This is a genomic window from Priestia megaterium (assembly GCF_046599315.1).
GTDB classification, from domain to species: Bacteria; Bacillota; Bacilli; order Bacillales; family Bacillaceae_H; genus Priestia; species Priestia megaterium_F.
On record NZ_JBKIKC010000003.1, the window covers coordinates 618,076 to 634,505 of the forward strand.

General features: G+C 39.4%; 18 protein-coding genes and 1 other annotated feature. Of the genes, 16 read left to right on the forward strand and 2 right to left on the reverse strand.

The window, feature by feature from the left end; translation table 11 throughout:
- Positions 1 to 102 precede the first annotated feature (102 nt).
- The 10 genes from ACLHDF_RS14220 (at position 103) to pheA (ending at position 7,852) form a co-directional block, all read left to right on the forward strand.
- Positions 103 to 885 (forward strand): peptidoglycan DD-metalloendopeptidase family protein, encoded by a 783-nt coding sequence (locus ACLHDF_RS14220; protein WP_413919390.1) that lies wholly within the window; start codon positions 103 to 105, stop codon positions 883 to 885.
- Positions 878 to 1,744 (forward strand): M50 family metallopeptidase, encoded by an 867-nt coding sequence (locus tag ACLHDF_RS14225; protein WP_413919391.1) that lies wholly within the window; start codon positions 878 to 880, stop codon positions 1,742 to 1,744. Before ACLHDF_RS14220 ends, ACLHDF_RS14225 begins: the two co-directional genes overlap by 8 nt.
- Positions 1,745 to 1,827: 83 nt before the next feature.
- Positions 1,828 to 3,297, forward strand: coding sequence for an Rne/Rng family ribonuclease (locus ACLHDF_RS14230; RefSeq protein ID WP_413919392.1), 1,470 nt, complete (start codon positions 1,828 to 1,830; stop codon positions 3,295 to 3,297).
- 78 nt (positions 3,298 to 3,375) lie between these two features.
- Positions 3,376 to 3,447: a sequence feature (ribosomal protein L21 leader region), on the forward strand.
- 14 nt (positions 3,448 to 3,461) lie between these two features.
- The gene (rplU, locus tag ACLHDF_RS14235; RefSeq protein WP_013059337.1) at positions 3,462 to 3,770 is read left to right on the forward strand and encodes a 50S ribosomal protein L21; all 309 of its coding nucleotides are present in this window, start codon (positions 3,462 to 3,464) and stop codon (positions 3,768 to 3,770) included.
- 9 nt (positions 3,771 to 3,779) lie between these two features.
- Positions 3,780 to 4,112, forward strand: a complete 333-nt coding sequence (locus ACLHDF_RS14240) for a ribosomal-processing cysteine protease Prp (RefSeq protein ID WP_013059336.1) — start codon at positions 3,780 to 3,782, stop codon at positions 4,110 to 4,112.
- A 16-nt stretch (positions 4,113 to 4,128) separates the two neighbouring features.
- Positions 4,129 to 4,422, forward strand: a complete 294-nt coding sequence (gene rpmA, locus ACLHDF_RS14245; protein WP_251391539.1) for a 50S ribosomal protein L27 — start codon at positions 4,129 to 4,131, stop codon at positions 4,420 to 4,422.
- A 171-nt stretch (positions 4,423 to 4,593) separates the two neighbouring features.
- Positions 4,594 to 5,130 carry a Spo0B C-terminal domain-containing protein gene (locus ACLHDF_RS14250; protein WP_413919393.1) on the forward strand — a complete coding sequence of 179 codons (537 nt, stop codon included), beginning with the start codon at positions 4,594 to 4,596 and terminating at the stop codon, positions 5,128 to 5,130.
- A gap of 51 nt (positions 5,131 to 5,181) precedes the next feature.
- Positions 5,182 to 6,468 carry a GTPase ObgE gene (obgE, locus tag ACLHDF_RS14255; RefSeq protein WP_413919394.1) on the forward strand — a complete coding sequence of 429 codons (1,287 nt, stop codon included), beginning with the start codon at positions 5,182 to 5,184 and terminating at the stop codon, positions 6,466 to 6,468.
- 33 nt (positions 6,469 to 6,501) lie between these two features.
- Complete coding sequence (locus ACLHDF_RS14260; RefSeq protein WP_013059332.1) at positions 6,502 to 6,951, forward strand: ACT domain-containing protein; 450 nt, start codon at positions 6,502 to 6,504, stop codon at positions 6,949 to 6,951.
- A gap of 28 nt (positions 6,952 to 6,979) precedes the next feature.
- Positions 6,980 to 7,852, forward strand: a complete 873-nt coding sequence (gene pheA, locus ACLHDF_RS14265) for a prephenate dehydratase (RefSeq protein WP_413919395.1) — start codon at positions 6,980 to 6,982, stop codon at positions 7,850 to 7,852.
- A 28-nt stretch (positions 7,853 to 7,880) separates the two neighbouring features.
- On the opposite strand, the gene ACLHDF_RS14270 is transcribed toward pheA, so the two are convergent.
- Complete coding sequence (locus tag ACLHDF_RS14270) at positions 7,881 to 8,426, reverse strand: transcription repressor NadR (protein WP_413919396.1); 546 nt, start codon at positions 8,424 to 8,426, stop codon at positions 7,881 to 7,883.
- A 15-nt stretch (positions 8,427 to 8,441) separates the two neighbouring features.
- Entirely contained in the window at positions 8,442 to 9,578 is a 1,137-nt protein-coding gene (locus ACLHDF_RS14275) for an IscS subfamily cysteine desulfurase (RefSeq protein ID WP_413919397.1), read from the reverse strand.
- Positions 9,579 to 9,666: 88 nt separating this feature from the next.
- Here ACLHDF_RS14275 and nadB point away from each other — a divergent pair, with 88 nt between their 5' ends.
- From nadB to ACLHDF_RS14305, 6 genes are all read left to right on the forward strand, one after another.
- Positions 9,667 to 11,211: an L-aspartate oxidase gene (gene nadB / locus ACLHDF_RS14280; RefSeq protein ID WP_413919398.1), complete on the forward strand. Its 1,545-nt coding sequence runs from the start codon at positions 9,667 to 9,669 to the stop codon at positions 11,209 to 11,211.
- A 36-nt stretch (positions 11,212 to 11,247) separates the two neighbouring features.
- Entirely contained in the window at positions 11,248 to 12,141 is an 894-nt protein-coding gene (nadC, locus tag ACLHDF_RS14285; protein WP_413919399.1) for a carboxylating nicotinate-nucleotide diphosphorylase, read from the forward strand.
- Complete coding sequence (nadA, locus tag ACLHDF_RS14290; RefSeq protein ID WP_413919400.1) at positions 12,098 to 13,198, forward strand: quinolinate synthase NadA; 1,101 nt, start codon at positions 12,098 to 12,100, stop codon at positions 13,196 to 13,198. Before nadC ends, nadA begins: the two co-directional genes overlap by 44 nt.
- 214 nt (positions 13,199 to 13,412) lie before the next feature.
- On the forward strand, positions 13,413 to 14,693 hold the full coding sequence (gene safA / locus ACLHDF_RS14295) for a SafA/ExsA family spore coat assembly protein (protein ID WP_413919401.1): 1,281 nt from the start codon (positions 13,413 to 13,415) through the stop codon (positions 14,691 to 14,693).
- On the forward strand, positions 14,674 to 15,648 hold the full coding sequence (locus ACLHDF_RS14300) for a phosphotransferase (protein ID WP_413919402.1): 975 nt from the start codon (positions 14,674 to 14,676) through the stop codon (positions 15,646 to 15,648). Before safA ends, ACLHDF_RS14300 begins: the two co-directional genes overlap by 20 nt.
- Before the next feature lie 94 nt (positions 15,649 to 15,742).
- Positions 15,743 to 16,402 carry a YhcN/YlaJ family sporulation lipoprotein gene (locus tag ACLHDF_RS14305; RefSeq protein ID WP_413919403.1) on the forward strand — a complete coding sequence of 220 codons (660 nt, stop codon included), beginning with the start codon at positions 15,743 to 15,745 and terminating at the stop codon, positions 16,400 to 16,402.
- Positions 16,403 to 16,430: the final 28 nt, after the last annotated feature.

The following is a 16,430-nucleotide window of genomic DNA, read 5'->3' on the forward strand; positions in this document are numbered from 1 at the left end:
AGCTTTTTTTATTTGTGTGGTTTTATAGAGTCAAGCTGTCATAAGCTCCACGGACAAGTCATATAGTTGATTATACGATAAGAACAAGGAGAATGATGAATCATGAATCGACGTGCTGATGAAATCCGGAAACGAATTGCTGAGCGTAAGCGAAAACAATTAAATACGACGAAGCGTCTTCCTCAAGAACCTCTTCATACGTCCTTAATGAGTGAAGAAGAAAAATATGGATCGATGGATTATTCTGCGGTTGAATACACACCATCAGCAAAGGAATATCACCCTTTATTTCGAAAAGAACGCTTTTTATTTAAAATTTTAGCTTCAGCCTGCTTAGTGTTAATTGTAGGAATTATGTTCAAGAACGCATCTCCTACTTTTGAACAGGCCAGAGTAGTGGTTCAACAAACAATGGATAAAGAATTTCAGTTTGCAGCTGTGTCCTCCTGGTATGAAGATAAGTTTGGGAAGCCGTTAACGCTACTACCGAATAAAGAATCTAGCAAAACGGAGCAGAGTGTAAACGGAGAATATGCTACTCCAGCTTCAGGGAAAGTAACAGAAACATTTTCTCAAAGCAAGCAAGGCGTGACGGTTCAAACAGGAGTGGATTCTGTTGTAGAAGCAATGAGTGAAGGTATTGTAAGGTACGTAGGAAAACGTGATGATACGGGGAATACCGTTATTATTCAACATGCTGATGGAACTGAAACTTGGTATGGACAGCTCAAAAAAATTAATGTTAGTATGTATGATTTTGTAAATAAAGGCAAAGAAGTAGGAATTGTGGAAAATAGTAAAAAAGGAGATGCTGGAACGTTCTATTTTGCTATTAAAAAAGGCGATAAGTTTGTGGATCCTAGTCAGGTGATTCAATTTGAATAGTGCTTTTTCGCTATTGATGAAAATTCACATTCATCCACTGTTTTGGGGGATTTTCGTAATTGGTATTTTAACGGCTACGGTAAAGCAGCTTTTTCTGTTATTTATTATTGTAATTATTCATGAGCTGGGCCACGCCGTAGCGGCTCAGTGTTTTTCTTGGCGGATTCGCAGAATTATGCTCTTACCTTTTGGAGGGGTAGCAGAAGTAGACGAACATGGGAACCGTCCATTTCGAGAAGAATTAATCGTGACAATAAGTGGACCTCTTCAGCATCTCTGGATGTTTGGAGCAGCCTTTTTATTAATGAAAACAAATGTGCTGTCTTTGGAAACGTATGAGCAATTTATGTTTCAATGCATGGTCATTTTATTGTTTAATCTCTTGCCCATTTGGCCATTGGATGGAGGAAAGCTGCTTTTTTTAATTTGCAGTCGTTCTTTACCATTTTTAGAAGCTCATAAGCTTGCCCTGCGGCTATCAGCGTCTTTTTTAGCTATCGGCATTATCTATGCCGTCGTTATGTATCCTTTTCAGCTGCACTTATGGATTGTTATTTCATTTTTAATCATATCCGGATATTTGGAGTGGAAGAGCAGGCAATTTGTCTACATGCGCTTTTTACTAGAGAGGTATCATGGAAAAGAACGTCCAATTGGTGCTTTAAAAACGCTAAGTGTATCAACCAGTGAGACACTCCATCAAGTTCTGCAAAAATTCCAAAGGGGTTGTAAACATATGATTATTGCTACGTCTCAAACAGGCGAACATGTACAAATTGATGAAAATGAACTTTTATATGCTTACTTTGTAGAGAAAAGAACGAATAGCCCACTAGATGAACTTGTAACAGTTTACTGATTTTTAGTAACATAGAATAGAATGAAAAAGGTTCGGTTGCACTGACCGAACTTTTTCCTGTGAATTTAGATTAAAGTGAGGCAATGTATGTGAAGGCATGTATCATTAACGCGGCTACTTCTTCAAAACGTGTAGCCGTGATAAACGATAAAGCACTAGAAAAAATATATTTAGAAGAACAAAGCCAGAATCAAATTATTGGTGATATATATTGGGGTAAAGTAGTAAAAGTACTGCCGCATATGCAAGCGGCCTTTATCGATATCGGTTTATCAATGAATGGATTCATTCATCGAAATGAACTTGTATCCTATCAGCAGTCAGCAAACCTTAACAAAGATCAGCAGCCGATGTCTGCTTTTATTCGTGAAGGAGAAAAAGTGTTGGTTCAAGTTGTAAAAGAAGGTATTGGGACAAAAGGGCCGAAGCTGACGGGGATTATTGAGTTTTCCTCTGATGAGCTTGTATATTTACCTCACGGAAACTATGTCGCTGTATCCAAAAAAATAGCCGAGCCAAAACGCAAACAGTGGAAACAGCTTGGTGAGCGGTTAAAACAAGGAATGGAAGGTTTTTTATTTCGAACAGCGATTGAAGAAAAAACAGAAGCTGCGATTCAACATAAAATAAAAGAGCTACAGAAAAAATATGAGCGTCTTGACCGACAGACACAGGGAATGAAGGCTCCTGCCCTAGTCAGCAAAGGACAAGATTTTCTTGAAACAAGAGTGCAAGCTGCACTTCAACAAGAAATTGATGAGATCGTAGTAGATGACTTCGACATATATCAGCATCTTCAAACTACCTATCCTAAATCGTCAATAGAGTACTATAAAGGAAATGAAAATATTTTCTCCTTTTATGATGTGGAACGGCAAATAGAGAAGCTTTTAAAGCGAACCGTGTGGCTGAAAAGCGGAGGCTATATCGTTATTGATGAAACGGAAGCGATGACGGTCGTGGACGTGAACACGGGAAAGTTTTCAGGAAAAGATAACATTCGAAAGACAATGCTTCAAACAAATATGGAAGCTGCGCATGAATTATCCAAACAAATGCAATTACGTCACTTAGGTGGCATGATCTTAATCGATTTTATTAATATGCCTCATAAAGAAGATCGAACAGAAGTAGAAAGGTACATGAAAAAGCTATGTGAACAAGATGAAGTGCGGACGAATGTAGTCGGCTTTACGGAGCTCGGCATAATGCAGTTAACGCGAAAGAAAGTGCGCAATAGCATTGGATCAACATTAACTATGCCTTGTGAAGTATGTGAAGGAACCGGTAAAATGATTGATTCCAAAACGATTGCTTTTCAAATTGAACGTGTAATTTGGGAACATCGCGACGCGGAAGAAGAGGCTATTTGGATTGAGACGCGAAGCGATGTTATAAATGAAATGAAAGCTCAAGGATTTCTCAAAGCTTTAGAGAAAATGGTTAAAAAAACCGTCTATTTTACGCGAAGCGATGATTATAGAAACACATTTGTTTTGCGTCAATTAGGATCAAATGAGCAGATTCAAAAAAGGGTCGCTACTTCTGTATAAAATTTTAGAAGAAAACATGAATTCCAATTGACACTAACCTTTGATTTGTAGTAAGATTTAATATGTTGGTTTGTAGCACCCGTGCTACAACCGCTCAGAACAGGTTTTAAGTTCACTTGAACACCTGTGATGGCGAGTCTTAGTTTTTAGAGGAGGTGCAGAGAATGTACGCAATTATTGAAACTGGTGGTAAGCAAATTAAAGTAGAGGCTGGTCAAGCAATCTACGTTGAAAAACTTGCTGGTGAACAAGGCGAAACAGTTACTTTTGACAAAGTATTATTTGTAGGTGGCGACAGCGTGAAAGTTGGTGTTCCTTTCGTAGAAGGTGCAACAGTTACGGCTAAAGTTGAAAAACAAGGTCGCGCTAAAAAGATCACTGTATTTAAATACAAAGCAAAGAAAAACTATCGTCGTAAGCAAGGTCACCGTCAACCTTACACAAAAGTTGTAATCGACGCTATCAACGCGTAATTATAACAAATGATTAAGGTGACGATTTCCCGTGATGCAAATAAGAAAGTTGACGGGTTCACGATGAGTGGACATGCTGACTTTTCCGAACACGGAAAAGATCTTGTTTGTGCGGGGGCATCTGCAGTTTCATTTGGGACAATTAATGCTATCTTTTCAATAAGTGGGGTTGAACCGCACTTAGAGCAAGGTGGAGATGGTGGGTATCTCCGTTGTGAGATTCCAAAAGATGTGGATTCGTTCACATTGGAACAGATTCAATTGCTATTAGAAGGCATGGTTGTGTCACTGAAAACGATCGAATTAGATTACAGTAACTATATAAAAATTAACGACAACTAAACAGGAGGTGGATGTCATGTTAGTAAGATTAGACCTTCAATTCTTCGCTTCTAAAAAAGGAGTAGGTAGTACTAAAAACGGTCGTGATTCAATCTCGAAACGTCTTGGTGCTAAACGTGCTGATGGCCAATTCGTAACTGGTGGTTCAATTTTATACCGTCAACGCGGTACTAAAATTTACCCAGGTGCAAACGTAGGTCGTGGTGGAGATGATACTTTATTCGCTCAAATCGACGGTATCGTTAAATTTGAACGTTTCGGTCGTGACCGTAAAAAAGTATCTGTATACCCTGTTGCTCAAGAAGCATAAGATACAAAAAGAAAACTCTAACCCAAGTAGGTTAGAGTTTTCTTTTTGTAGAATATTTCACCTATTACCCATTGGAATTTGTTATAATCGAACATATCTAAGAAGATTGATACGAGATGTTTGTCAGCATTGTGAAATACTTATGCTCGAGTCAAAGTTAGGAGTGCTAAGATGGAAAAAGAATGGGATGTCGTAGAGGTATTAAGATACGCGCGACATGATTGGTTAAATAAGCTGCAATTAATCAAAGGCAATCTAGCGTTGAATCGGCTTGATCGAGCGAATGAAATCATTGAAGAAATTGTGAATGAATCCAAACATGAATCCAAGCTAACAAACATCAATATGCGACTGTTTGCGGGCTTTGTTATGACCTATCATTGGAATAACCATGCTGTTCGCTTAGATGTGGAAGTGCTTGGAGAATTGAAGGATTTATCACATTACGATGAATTCGTATACAATTGGTGTTGCTATTTGACAGAAGCACTCGAACAGTATGTTGATTATCATGCAGAAAACTATTTAAGTATTTCAGTATGCATCGAAGAACAGGGAATTCGTTTCTTTTTTGATTTTAGTGGAATACTAACAGATATACAGAAGCTGCAAAACAAGCTACAATGTTATGAGTGCGCTCAAGGAGTTGCATTGGTTGAACAGCATATGTCTGAAGATGAATTTAGCCTTATGCTCACAATAAGTTAACAGCGCTTTTGCAATTGCAAAAGCTAAGATATAGAACGGAGTGGAAAAGAAATGTTTGTAGATCAGGTCAAGGTATATGTAAAAGGTGGCGACGGAGGAAATGGAATGGTTGCCTTCCGTCGCGAAAAGTATGTACCAAAAGGAGGACCTGCAGGTGGTGACGGTGGTCACGGTGCAGATGTCATCTTTGAAGTAGAAGAAGGATTACGTACGCTGATGGATTTCCGCTATAAGCGTCACTTTAAAGCAAGCCGCGGTGAGCATGGAATGTCAAAGGGACAGCACGGACGTAACGCTGAGCCGATGATTGTAAAAGTTCCACCAGGTACCGTTGTGTTAGATGAAGATACGAATGAAACGATTGCTGATTTAGTTGAACACGGCCAGCGCGCAGTAATTGCCAAAGGTGGACGCGGAGGGCGTGGGAATACGCGTTTTGCTACGCCTGCAAATCCAGCACCGGAGCTTTCAGAAAATGGAGAGCCAGGTAAAGAGAGAAATGTAATTCTTGAATTAAAAGTATTAGCCGATGTAGGATTAGTTGGTTTTCCAAGTGTTGGAAAGTCAACGTTATTATCCGTAACGTCTGCTGCAAAGCCAAAAATTGCTGAATATCATTTTACAACAATTAATCCGAATTTAGGAGTAGTTGAAACAGAAGACAATCGCAGTTTTGTTATGGCAGATTTACCGGGGTTAATCGAAGGTGCACATGAAGGCGTAGGATTAGGTCATCAATTTTTACGTCACATTGAACGTACCCGCGTTATTGTCCATGTAATCGATATGTCAGGTTTAGAAGGCCGTGATCCATATGAAGATTACTTAACCATTAATGAAGAGCTGCGTCAGTATAATATGCGTTTAACAGAACGTCCGCAAGTAGTAGTAGCAAATAAAATGGACATCCCGCAAGCTGAAGAGAATTTAGCTGTATTCAAAGAAAAAGTAGGAGACGAAGTAAAAGTCTTTCCAATTTCTGCAGCAACACGTGATGGAATCCGTGAACTGTTATTTACAGTCGCTGATCTTGTAGAAACTACGCCGGAGTTTCCACTGCAAGAAGAGGAAGACCTATCTATGCACCGCGTACTTTACAAACATGAGAAAAAAGAAGTGGAATTTGTTATTACGCGTGATAGCGATGGTTCATACGTATTAAGCGGGGAAAAAATTGAAAAATTATTCAAGATGACTGACTTCTCACGTGAAGAATCAGTTCGTCGATTTGCGCGCCAGCTTCGCGGCATGGGCGTCGATGAAGCCCTTCGTGAACGCGGAGCAAAAGATGGCGATATTGTAAAGCTGTTTGAATATGAATTTGAATTTATTGACTAATTGTTGTTCATAGGATAAGGGGAGGGGCTTTACTTGCATAAGAGCGATAAGCAATTTTATTTAGTTCGCGAAGATGTATTACCAGAAGCGATGAAAAAAACATTGGATGCGAAGCTGTTAATTGAGCGGGGAAAAGCTGAGTCGGTAGCAGATGCTGTACAAGCCGTAGATTTGAGTCGCAGTGCTTTTTATAAGTACCGCGACACGGTCTTTCCATTTCAAACGGTTGTCAAACAGCGCATTATCTCACTATTTTTTCATATTGAAGATCGATCAGGAACTTTATCACATTTATTGAGTACGGTTGCATCATCCGGATGCAATGTCTTAACGATTCACCAAACCATTCCTTTACAAGGGCGTGCCAACGTAACACTTTCATTAGATACAGCAAGCATGAATGTTGAATTAAATGAAATGCTGCGAAGACTAAAAAGCTTAGAGTTTGTAGATAAAGTGGACGTGCTTGGTTCAGGGGCATAATGGTAAACAGATATAGATAAGGAGAGGCATGATTGTGGGGAAAGTAGGATATTTAGGACCAAAGGCAACATTTACACATGTAGCCGTCCAAGGCGTATTTAAACAGCACGACCATATTCCGTACAAAACAATTCCAGCATGCATTGATGCAGTGGATAACGGAGAAATTGAGTATGGAATTGTACCGTTAGAAAATGCACTTGAAGGATCTGTAAATTTAACACTTGATTATCTTATTCATGAACGTAGGCTGCCGGTTGTTGGAGAAATTGTCCTTCCAATTCGTCAGCATTTGATGGTTCATCCATCTCGTGCAGAACAGTGGAAAAACACTGAAACGATTTATTCTCACCCTCATGCAATTGCGCAGTGTCATAAATTTTTACACGGAGAATGTACGTTAACTTCAGTTGAAGAGATGACATCAACAGCGTTTGCAGCTAAGTATGTAAGTGAACACCCTGAGCTTAATATTGGGGCCATTGCTAATGGATTAGCAGCACATGAATATGGATTACATATTGCCCGCCCGAACATTCATGATTATGATCATAATACAACAAGATTTGTTATTTTGCATAAAGATGGGGCGCAAGAGGTACCATTTTTAGCTGGAAATGGGTGCAAGACAACGTTAATGATTACACTTCCATCTGATCAGGCAGGAGCGCTTCATCAAGTGCTTTCGGCTTTCTCTTGGCGCAAGCTGAATCTGTCTAAAATTGAATCCCGTCCTATGAAAACAGGGCTTGGAAACTATTTCTTTATCGTTGATATTGAACAAAAAATGGATGAAGTATTAATACCTGGGGCTATGGCTGAACTTGAGGCACTAGGCTGTAGCGTAGTACTTTTAGGAAGCTATCCGCATACACTACTTGAAACAGAAATCCCGCTTTAAAGCGGGATTTTTTTGTTATAACAACTTTTTATTCATTTGAAACTAAGTATCCTTCCGCTTCAAGAGCTAAACAGGCAGCATTCAGTTTTTCAATTGTATCTGCTTCAATCGTATGAAGGTGAATCCCATCTGTTAGCTGAGATAAATAAGTTGCGTTTGTCTCTTGAATTTTTTCAATGAACGTTTCTACTTCTTTTCGGGTTTGAATCATAACGGAAGCCGTTAATTCACCATACACAGGGTGTTCAACGGTTACATCTTTCACGAGAACGCCGTGGTCAACAAGTAGGAGAAGTTCCTTTTCAGCATCTTCTGGCGTATGCTGACAGGCAATAATTCGCTGATGAACGGTAGCTTGAGATGGATTTTGAATATAAATATATCCTTGGCTTGTTGCGATAATGGGCTCGTTTTTAGCTTTAAGCAGCGAAATATCTTGTACAATGACTTGGCGGCTAACATTCGTTCGTTTAGAAAGGTCACTGCCTGTCATTGGTTTATTCTCTGTTTTCAACCATTCGAGAATAAGTTCTCTTCTTTCTTCTCCAAGAATTTTCTTTTGAGTTCCTGGCATCTTTAACCCCTCCTTTTACACTGTCATAAATTCTTGCTGTAATAAATGAAAAACGGATATAAGTCGATCAATATGCGTAAATGTTGAATGTTGACTGAATGAAATACGTACAAAATTCTGGGCATCCGCAGTCGATTTGCCAATCGCAAGCAAAGAAGCTAATGGTTCCTGCTGATTTACATGGCAGGCACTTCCTGTGGATATAGCAATTCCGTGACGATTACATTGTAACATAACATATTGACCCTGTATGTTTGAAAATGTCAGGCCGATAATTCCAGGAAAATGAGAGTTCGTAAGGCCTTCTACTTTAATAAAAGGAGAAAGAGGCTTTAGCTTTTCTAGTAAGTACGATTTTAAACGCTCGTAATGACTTTGAGCTGTCTGCATTTCTGCATATGCGCATTCAGCTGCCGTAGTAAAAGCAGCAATGCCGGCGGTATTAACGGTTCCAGGACGAAATCCTTTTTCATGAGTAGCTTTATGGTAAATAGGCTTCCAAGAAGAACTTGAATTCATGTATACCATTCCTACACCTTTTGGTCCGTAAATTTTATGACTAGAGACTGAGATGCTATCAGCTTTCAGTTTTTTAACGTCAATAGGAAGCTTGCCGAAAGATTGAACGCAATCACAGTGAAAGAGAATTTTTTTTTCTGATAAAAAATGGCCAATATCCTCAATAGGTTGAATCGTACCGAGCTCATGGTTGATATGCTGAATGGCTACTAGGGCAGTATCGGATCGAATAGTTTGTTTTAAATCATCTACAGATACAACTCCATTTTGATCTATGGGTACGTAAGATAACGAAAAACCTTCTTTTTCAAGCTGCTGCAATGTATGAAGCACAGAAGAATGTTCAAGCTTCGTTGTAACTAAATGTTTTCTTTCATCAGTTTTTCCTTTTAAAAGAGAATGAATAGCTAAGTAATTAGCTTCGGTCCCTCCGCTTGTAAAAAAAAGATCATTCTCTCGACAATTTATTAACAAGCTTAATTTTTTTCTGCATAGCGTAAGCAGATCTTCTGCTTGTGTTCCAAGTGTGTGAAGACTGCTGGAATTTCCGTAATAGTTTTTCGCCGCTTCAGTATATACCTCAATCGCTTCTTGTCTCATTGGCGTTGTTGCTGCATAGTCCAAATAAATCATTTTGTCCCTCCGATAAAAAACTTCTTGTCTTTCATTAAATAATATGTAAATATAGGTGTCAAGACACATGTAAATAAAGAGGTGTAAAATGTTTAAGGCGGATGTTTTAATTATTGGAAGCGGATTAGCAGCGTTTTCTGCAGCTTATGAACTGTGTCGTCATCAAAGAGTCGTGATGGTAACGAAAGGAAAAATTAACTCCAATAACTCAGTTCTTGCTCAAGGGGGAGTAGCAGCTGCTATCGGAAGTAGCGATCACTGGAGCGAACATCTTTATGATACGTTGGCTGCGGGCAATAAGCATTGCAATGAGCAAGCGGTACGCACCTTAGTGGAAGAAGGTGCGGCGGTGGTAAATGAATTGATTCACAAAGGAATGAAGTTTGATAAAAACCCAGATGGTACGCTGCATTTTGGAAAAGAAGGAGCCCATCGTATGAATCGTATTTTGCATGCCGGTGGGGATGCAACAGGACAAGCGCTGTTCGCTTTTTTGAAAAAAGAAGTACTGCCATATATTACAGTGATTGAAGACGAAATGATTCAGCATTTAGTGACTGTAGAAGGAACTTGCCGAGGTGCTATTGGACAAGATAAAAATAACAAAATTACTATATATGATGCTGACCAAACGATTATTGCCACCGGCGGAATCGGTGCTTTGTATAAGCATACATCTAACCAGCCGCTTGCGACTGGAGATGGGTTAGTGCTTGCATACAGAGCTGGAGCAAAATTAGCCGACTTAGAATTTGTTCAGTTTCATCCGACCCTTTTGCACCAAAAGGAAGCAAGAGGTCTCGTATCTGAAGCGGTTCGAGGTGAAGGTGGAGTACTGGTAAATGATCGGAATGAACGCATAATGGAAGGCGTTCATCTCTTTAAGGATTTAGCACCAAGAGATGTTGTAGCAAGAACGATTTTTAACGAAATCAAAAAAGGAAGCGCCGTATTTTTAAATATTGAAAAAGTGTCTCAGTTTGAACAAAAGTTTCCTACTATTACGGCATTGTGTAAAAAGTATAAAATTCAACTGGACAAAAAGCGAATACCTGTTACTCCTGGTGCACATTTTTTAATGGGTGGAATTGAAATAGATGCTTATGGACAAACAAGTGTTGAAGGATTATATGCGGTAGGGGAAGTTTCTTCTACAGGCGTTCATGGAGCAAATCGTCTAGCAAGCAACTCATTGTTAGAGTGTCTTGTATTTGGAAAACGGACGGGGCGACATATTTTACATAAAGCGAGAACTACATCTCGTTATAACCTTGTTCGTTACGTCTATAAAGACATGCCTAAAATACTACCTGCCACAAGAGAAATTCAGCATAAAATGATGAATTGTGTAGGAATAATTCGTCATGAAAACGAATTGGCTACCATTGTGCATGAATTCACAAATTATCTGGATGGAATATCTCTTGACCAAGAAATTATATATTCTCGGAAAGCTGCAACCATCTGCAATATGCTAACTGCAGGTCAGCTTATTGCTAAGTCCTCTCTTGCGAGAAAAGAAAGTAGAGGAGGTCATTATCGAAGTGACTTTCCGCACGAAAAGCAAGAATGGGAGAATAAGCGAATTATTCAGCAATCGTCTATTTCAACAAAACAATCATTGGCTTTATAAGCAGGGAAACCTAGAAAGAAAGGTGAAGGTAGCACAATGAACACATTAAAATTACAAAAAGTATTGCAGTCTTTTTTTATAGAAGACATTGGAGATGGAGATATAACCTGTGAAGCTATTTTTTCTCCGTATGATCAGGGAAAAGCTGTGTTTACAGCAAAGCAAACAGGTATTATCGCAGGAGTGGAATTAATTAAAGAAGGATTTTATTTAATAGATCCTAATGTGAAAGTAGATTTCGAGAAAAAAGACGGAGATGTCCTTAAGTCTGGAGATAAAATAGCTACAGTTTCAGGATCTGTTCGATCTATTTTGACCGGTGAACGGGTGATTTTAAACTTACTTCAAAGAATGAGTGGCATTGCGACGATGACGCATAAAGCAGTAGAGCTGCTTAACAGCTCACATACGCGCATATGTGATACGCGAAAAACAACGCCTGGTATGCGAATGTTAGAGAAGTACGCTGTTCGTGCTGGAGGAGGTTATAATCATCGTTTTGGGTTGTATGACGGCGTCATGTTAAAGGATAATCATATTGCCCATGCAGGATCTATCTTAGAAGCTGTTGTGAAAGTAAGGCAGCAGGTTGGACATATGGTTAAGGTGGAAGTAGAAATTGAAAGCAAAAGTCAATTGCTAGAAGCAATAGAGGCAGGAGCAGATGTCATTATGTTTGATAACTGTTCTCCAGAAGTCATTAAAGATTGGATACCACTGGTTCCCGCTCATATTATCACAGAAGCATCCGGTGGGATTACACTTGACACGCTCCATTCTTTTAGAGACAGCGGAGTGGACTATATTTCACTTGGAGCTTTAACGCATTCAGCAGGATCCATCGATATCAGCTTGGACTTACTAACAGAAAGGGGAACAGAAAATTATGAGCTTATTACAAACGCTTCAGCAGCAAACGCTACCCGCTAAATATACGGAGCTCACAGAAAATGAAATGAAGAGAAGAGTAATAGAAATTAAGAAAAAGCTTGGAAGCAAATTGTTTCTGCTCGGTCACCACTATCAAAAAGACGAAGTGTATGAATTTGCAGATGCGGTAGGAGACTCCTTACAGCTGGCTCAAATAGCAGCCGAAAATAGAGAAGCTGAGCATATTGTGTTTTGCGGCGTTCACTTCATGGCAGAAACAGCTGATATTTTAACAGATGAAAATCAAAAAGTCATTTTACCTGATATGCGAGCTGGCTGTTCAATGGCTGATATGGCCACTATTCAGCAAACAGAAAAAGCCTGGCCTGTCTTACAGGAGCTTTTCGGAGATACGATTATTCCACTTACGTATGTGAATTCTACAGCTGCAATTAAATCTTTTGTCGGCGAGCACGACGGTGCAACAGTAACATCTTCAAATGCTAAGAATATGGTGGAGTGGGCATTTTCTAAAAAAGAGCGCATTCTCTTTTTGCCGGATCAGCACTTGGGCAGAAATACAGCTCATGATTTAGGTGTTGGGCTAGATGAAATGGCCATTTGGAATCCTATTGAAGGAATGCTTGAATATGAAGGGAACATTAACAACATCAAGGTAATTCTGTGGAAAGGTCACTGTTCTGTGCACGAAAATTTTACGGTTAAAAATATTGATTATTTACGTGAGAAGCAGCCTGAGATGAATATTATTGTTCATCCCGAGTGTTCATATGAAGTGGTGCAAAAATCAGATTATGCTGGTTCTACAAAATATATTATTGATACAATTGAAAAAGCTCCTTCAGGATCCAAATGGGCCATCGGTACGGAGATGAACTTAGTAAAGCGGATTATTAAAAGCCATCCAGATAAAGAAATTGTTTCGCTTAATCCTTACATGTGTCCTTGTTTGACGATGAACCGAATTGATTTACCTCACTTGCTATGGGCTTTAGAAAGCATTGAAGAAGGAATCGAAGTGAATCAAATAAAGGTAGATGGGCATACAGCAGAAGGTGCTATCAAAGCGCTAACGAATATGCTAGAACGAGCATAAAGATTTTTAAGACAATTAAAAAGAGAAGGTCTAAAAGAAGACTTATTGACATATTGTTTGTGTTGATAAGTCTTTTTTTCTTTATCATAAAAACTTGAACCAAACTGTGGGCAAAATGAATAAAAAAATGGTTCAAGGCATATCTTGTGATGAACAAACAGAACTTACTTTGATTTTGCACATATAGATGGCAGAGACTCTACTCGGGAGGGGAATGACGTTGAAAATCCATATCGTTCAAAAAGGGGATACCCTTTGGAAAATCGCTGAAAAGTATGGGGTTAATTTTGATGAGTTAAAAAAAGCGAATTCTCAATTAAGCAATCCAGACATGATCATGCCTGGAATGAAAATTAAAGTGCCGACAAGCGGAGTGCCTGTTCAAAAAGAAGGAGCTCCTTCACCTGGTATAAAAGAAATGCCTAAGGTTCAACACCCTTATAGTGACCAATCCACTAAAGCTTATCCAGTAACGGAAATTGACGAGAGTTCAGATGAGCAAAAGTCAGCTAATCAGCCTGCTCAAACTCCGTTTATGCAACCTATAAAAGAAGCACCAATTGCACAGCCAAAGAAAGAAGCACCGATTGCTCAACCAAAAAAGGAGGCGCCGATTGCGCAGCCAAAGAAAGAAGCGCCGGTCGCACAGCCCAAAAAAGAAGCACCTATTGTGCAGCCGAAAAAAGAAATGCCCGTTGCGCCAAAACTTCCTAAATTAAAACCAATTGCACCTGAGATTGATATTAACAACTATTACACAGTTAATATGGCGATGCAGGCTCCAAAAAAAGAAGCACCAAAAGAACTGCCAAAGCACGAATCGCCAGAAAGTCCTGAGATGGAGAGTATAGAAATGCCTCCGCAAATGCCATGTTACCCAATCATGCCAATATCGCCTGTGATGCCGGGCTACGGATTTAATTACATGCCGTGTCCTCCGCCAATGTATGCACCGCAGCCGTATCCAATGCCAATGTATCAACAGGCTCCAATGTATCATCACGGTCATGAAAACGAATCGTTTGAAGAACATGCAATGGGTGCTCATATGTCCCCGATGCCGATGTATCCAATGATGCCACACAGCTGCTATGGACCGGTACAATGTTCACCTTGTCCGCCTCCATGGGGATACCAGCAGCCAGTTTATCCAGCCTATCACCAAGCGCCGATGTATCCACAAGTGCAGGGAACCATGGCAGGTGGACATTATGAAAGTTCTTCCGATGGTTTTGAAAACGCGTCTTATAACTATGGGCAGCAATATGCCCCACAGCAGCAAGGAGACTGCGGCTGCGGAGAACCAAGACCATATGATTATGCCACACAGCAGCCGTATCCACAGTATCAACAGCCGGTACCTTATGGCTTTCAAGATCCAAGGGCACTCTATCCAGCCCCATACGGCATGATTGGCGTACCGTCGTATCCTGCGTTTGACCCAAATGCATTTAGTATTCCAGAGTATGATGAGTATGACGAAGATGAGGATTGATTATTATACACGAGACGATTTTAATTTAAATCGTCTCTTTCTCTATTTGAAAAAAAAGGGTATTCAAGTTGAGACGTATCGTATGAAAAAGCCTCATGTCATCATAGCGGATACGAATAAAGGAAAAAAGGTAATAAAAGCATACAGAGACAAAAGTAAAATTGAACATGTCTATCATTTTTTATCTCAGATTCAGCAAGAGTATGCAGTTAACTTCGAAACTTACCCAGAAGGTGAACTTTATATAAAGGACCGTCATTTGTATTGGGCGATGTTGCCTTTTGTTAAGCAAGTAAAAGAGATAACATATGAAAGTTTTCAGGATCGGGAAGCAGTATTACAAGCATTGACCCGCTATCATAGAGATGTTCAGAAAAAGAAAATGGCCGTGTATACAAAGCTTCCTAAGTATGATCTTATTTTAAAGTGGAAAAAGCGGCTTTCCTCTTTTCAAGAAGCATCGCCCATATTTAGAGAATTTAATCAATTTCATGTGTATGAAGACATTGTGACTTGGGGAGAAAGAGCTTTAGTTTTAATGGAGCGTTTTAGGGACAGTCGGTTAAACTACTCCATTATTCATGGTGATGTTGCTTCACACAACTTCTTAAAAACGAACCATTTGGGTATTGTCATGATTGATTTTGATTTATCGGCTAAAGCTCCTGCTCTTTATGACTATATTCAGCTCGTCCAGCGCTTTTTACCTTATGTACAGTGGTCGATGAAAGAATTACTTCAACACCCGAAAATAAAAGAATTAAGCAAGCAGCGTTTTTTTCTTGCTTCCTTGCTGTTTCCATCAATGCTGATGAGAAACTGGAATATAAACGCCTCTTCTTTATCATGGGCAAAACGCCAAAGTTTAATGCAGCAATCAGTTGAAGAATGGTCACAGCGTACACGTTTTTATCGAGTGATTTACCAGCACTTACAAAACCTACATGACATGTAAAGAGTTTATAAACACTTCATCGAATAATAAACGGCTCGTCTTTTCATCCTAATAGTAAGCTCAGAGTAAATAGAGCTTAAATTAGGGGGCGATTATGTTGAATAGGTATGTAGCAACTTCTTTAGCTTTTGCATGTATGATGGGACTTGGCGCTTGCAATAACAAAGACCAAGGTATGGAACAGCGCTATACAGATACGACACAGCCTGTTGGTTATCATACAAATGAAAAAGCAAATGAACATCGCATAGATAATCCGGAAGGTCCAATGACTGAAGTTTTAGATGGGAATGGTACGCCTAACTATCCGTTAAACGTAAGCGATGGACGTTTTGACAATCCTACAAACCCTTATGGAAACATCAATAATACAAATGAACGTACAAATGGCATTGCTAATATGTATTATGGTGAAGATTATCCACGAGATTTTACAGAAAAAGTGGCTGATCGAGCAGCCAGTGTTAAAGGTGTAGAAAACAGCCGCGCCGTTGTCCGTGGAGATCAGCTATTAGTTGCTGTAGATCCTGCCAAAGACATAAATAACGGCCGTTTAAAACAAAACGTGCTTGATAAAGTAAAGCCTATGGCGAAGGACTATAATGTTCAAGTAAAAGTAGATCATGATGTATTTATGAATGCTCGTTCTCTTGATGATGATATTCGAAATGGAAAAGATCGAAATACGATTCAAACTAATTTTAATGGTCTGTTTGAATCAGTTGATGAGAATGTCAATCATAAACATCGTTAAATGAAGAAGCAGCTGTCTGCGAAGGACG

What these genes read in the sequence shown, in the direction of transcription:
- nadC (WP_413919399.1), top strand. Translation starts at nt 11,248, where the DNA reads ATGAACACATTAAAATTACAAAAAGTATTGCAGTCTTTTTTTATAGAA.
- obgE (WP_413919394.1), top strand. Translation starts at nt 5,182, where the DNA reads ATGTTTGTAGATCAGGTCAAGGTATATGTAAAAGGTGGCGACGGAGGA.
- rplU (WP_013059337.1), top strand. Translation starts at nt 3,462, where the DNA reads ATGTACGCAATTATTGAAACTGGTGGTAAGCAAATTAAAGTAGAGGCT.
- ACLHDF_RS14240 (WP_013059336.1), top strand. Translation starts at nt 3,780, where the DNA reads ATGATTAAGGTGACGATTTCCCGTGATGCAAATAAGAAAGTTGACGGG.
- ACLHDF_RS14230 (WP_413919392.1), top strand. Translation starts at nt 1,828, where the DNA reads ATGTATGTGAAGGCATGTATCATTAACGCGGCTACTTCTTCAAAACGT.
- ACLHDF_RS14250 (WP_413919393.1), top strand. Translation starts at nt 4,594, where the DNA reads ATGGAAAAAGAATGGGATGTCGTAGAGGTATTAAGATACGCGCGACAT.
- rpmA (WP_251391539.1), top strand. Translation starts at nt 4,129, where the DNA reads ATGTTAGTAAGATTAGACCTTCAATTCTTCGCTTCTAAAAAAGGAGTA.
- ACLHDF_RS14275 (WP_413919397.1), bottom strand. Translation starts at nt 9,578, where the DNA reads ATGATTTATTTGGACTATGCAGCAACAACGCCAATGAGACAAGAAGCG.
- ACLHDF_RS14270 (WP_413919396.1), bottom strand. Translation starts at nt 8,426, where the DNA reads ATGCCAGGAACTCAAAAGAAAATTCTTGGAGAAGAAAGAAGAGAACTT.
- pheA (WP_413919395.1), top strand. Translation starts at nt 6,980, where the DNA reads ATGATTGTGGGGAAAGTAGGATATTTAGGACCAAAGGCAACATTTACA.
- ACLHDF_RS14300 (WP_413919402.1), top strand. Translation starts at nt 14,674, where the DNA reads ATGACGAAGATGAGGATTGATTATTATACACGAGACGATTTTAATTTA.
- ACLHDF_RS14220 (WP_413919390.1), top strand. Translation starts at nt 103, where the DNA reads ATGAATCGACGTGCTGATGAAATCCGGAAACGAATTGCTGAGCGTAAG.
- nadA (WP_413919400.1), top strand. Translation starts at nt 12,098, where the DNA reads ATGAGCTTATTACAAACGCTTCAGCAGCAAACGCTACCCGCTAAATAT.
- ACLHDF_RS14305 (WP_413919403.1), top strand. Translation starts at nt 15,743, where the DNA reads ATGTTGAATAGGTATGTAGCAACTTCTTTAGCTTTTGCATGTATGATG.
- safA (WP_413919401.1), top strand. Translation starts at nt 13,413, where the DNA reads ATGACGTTGAAAATCCATATCGTTCAAAAAGGGGATACCCTTTGGAAA.
- nadB (WP_413919398.1), top strand. Translation starts at nt 9,667, where the DNA reads ATGTTTAAGGCGGATGTTTTAATTATTGGAAGCGGATTAGCAGCGTTT.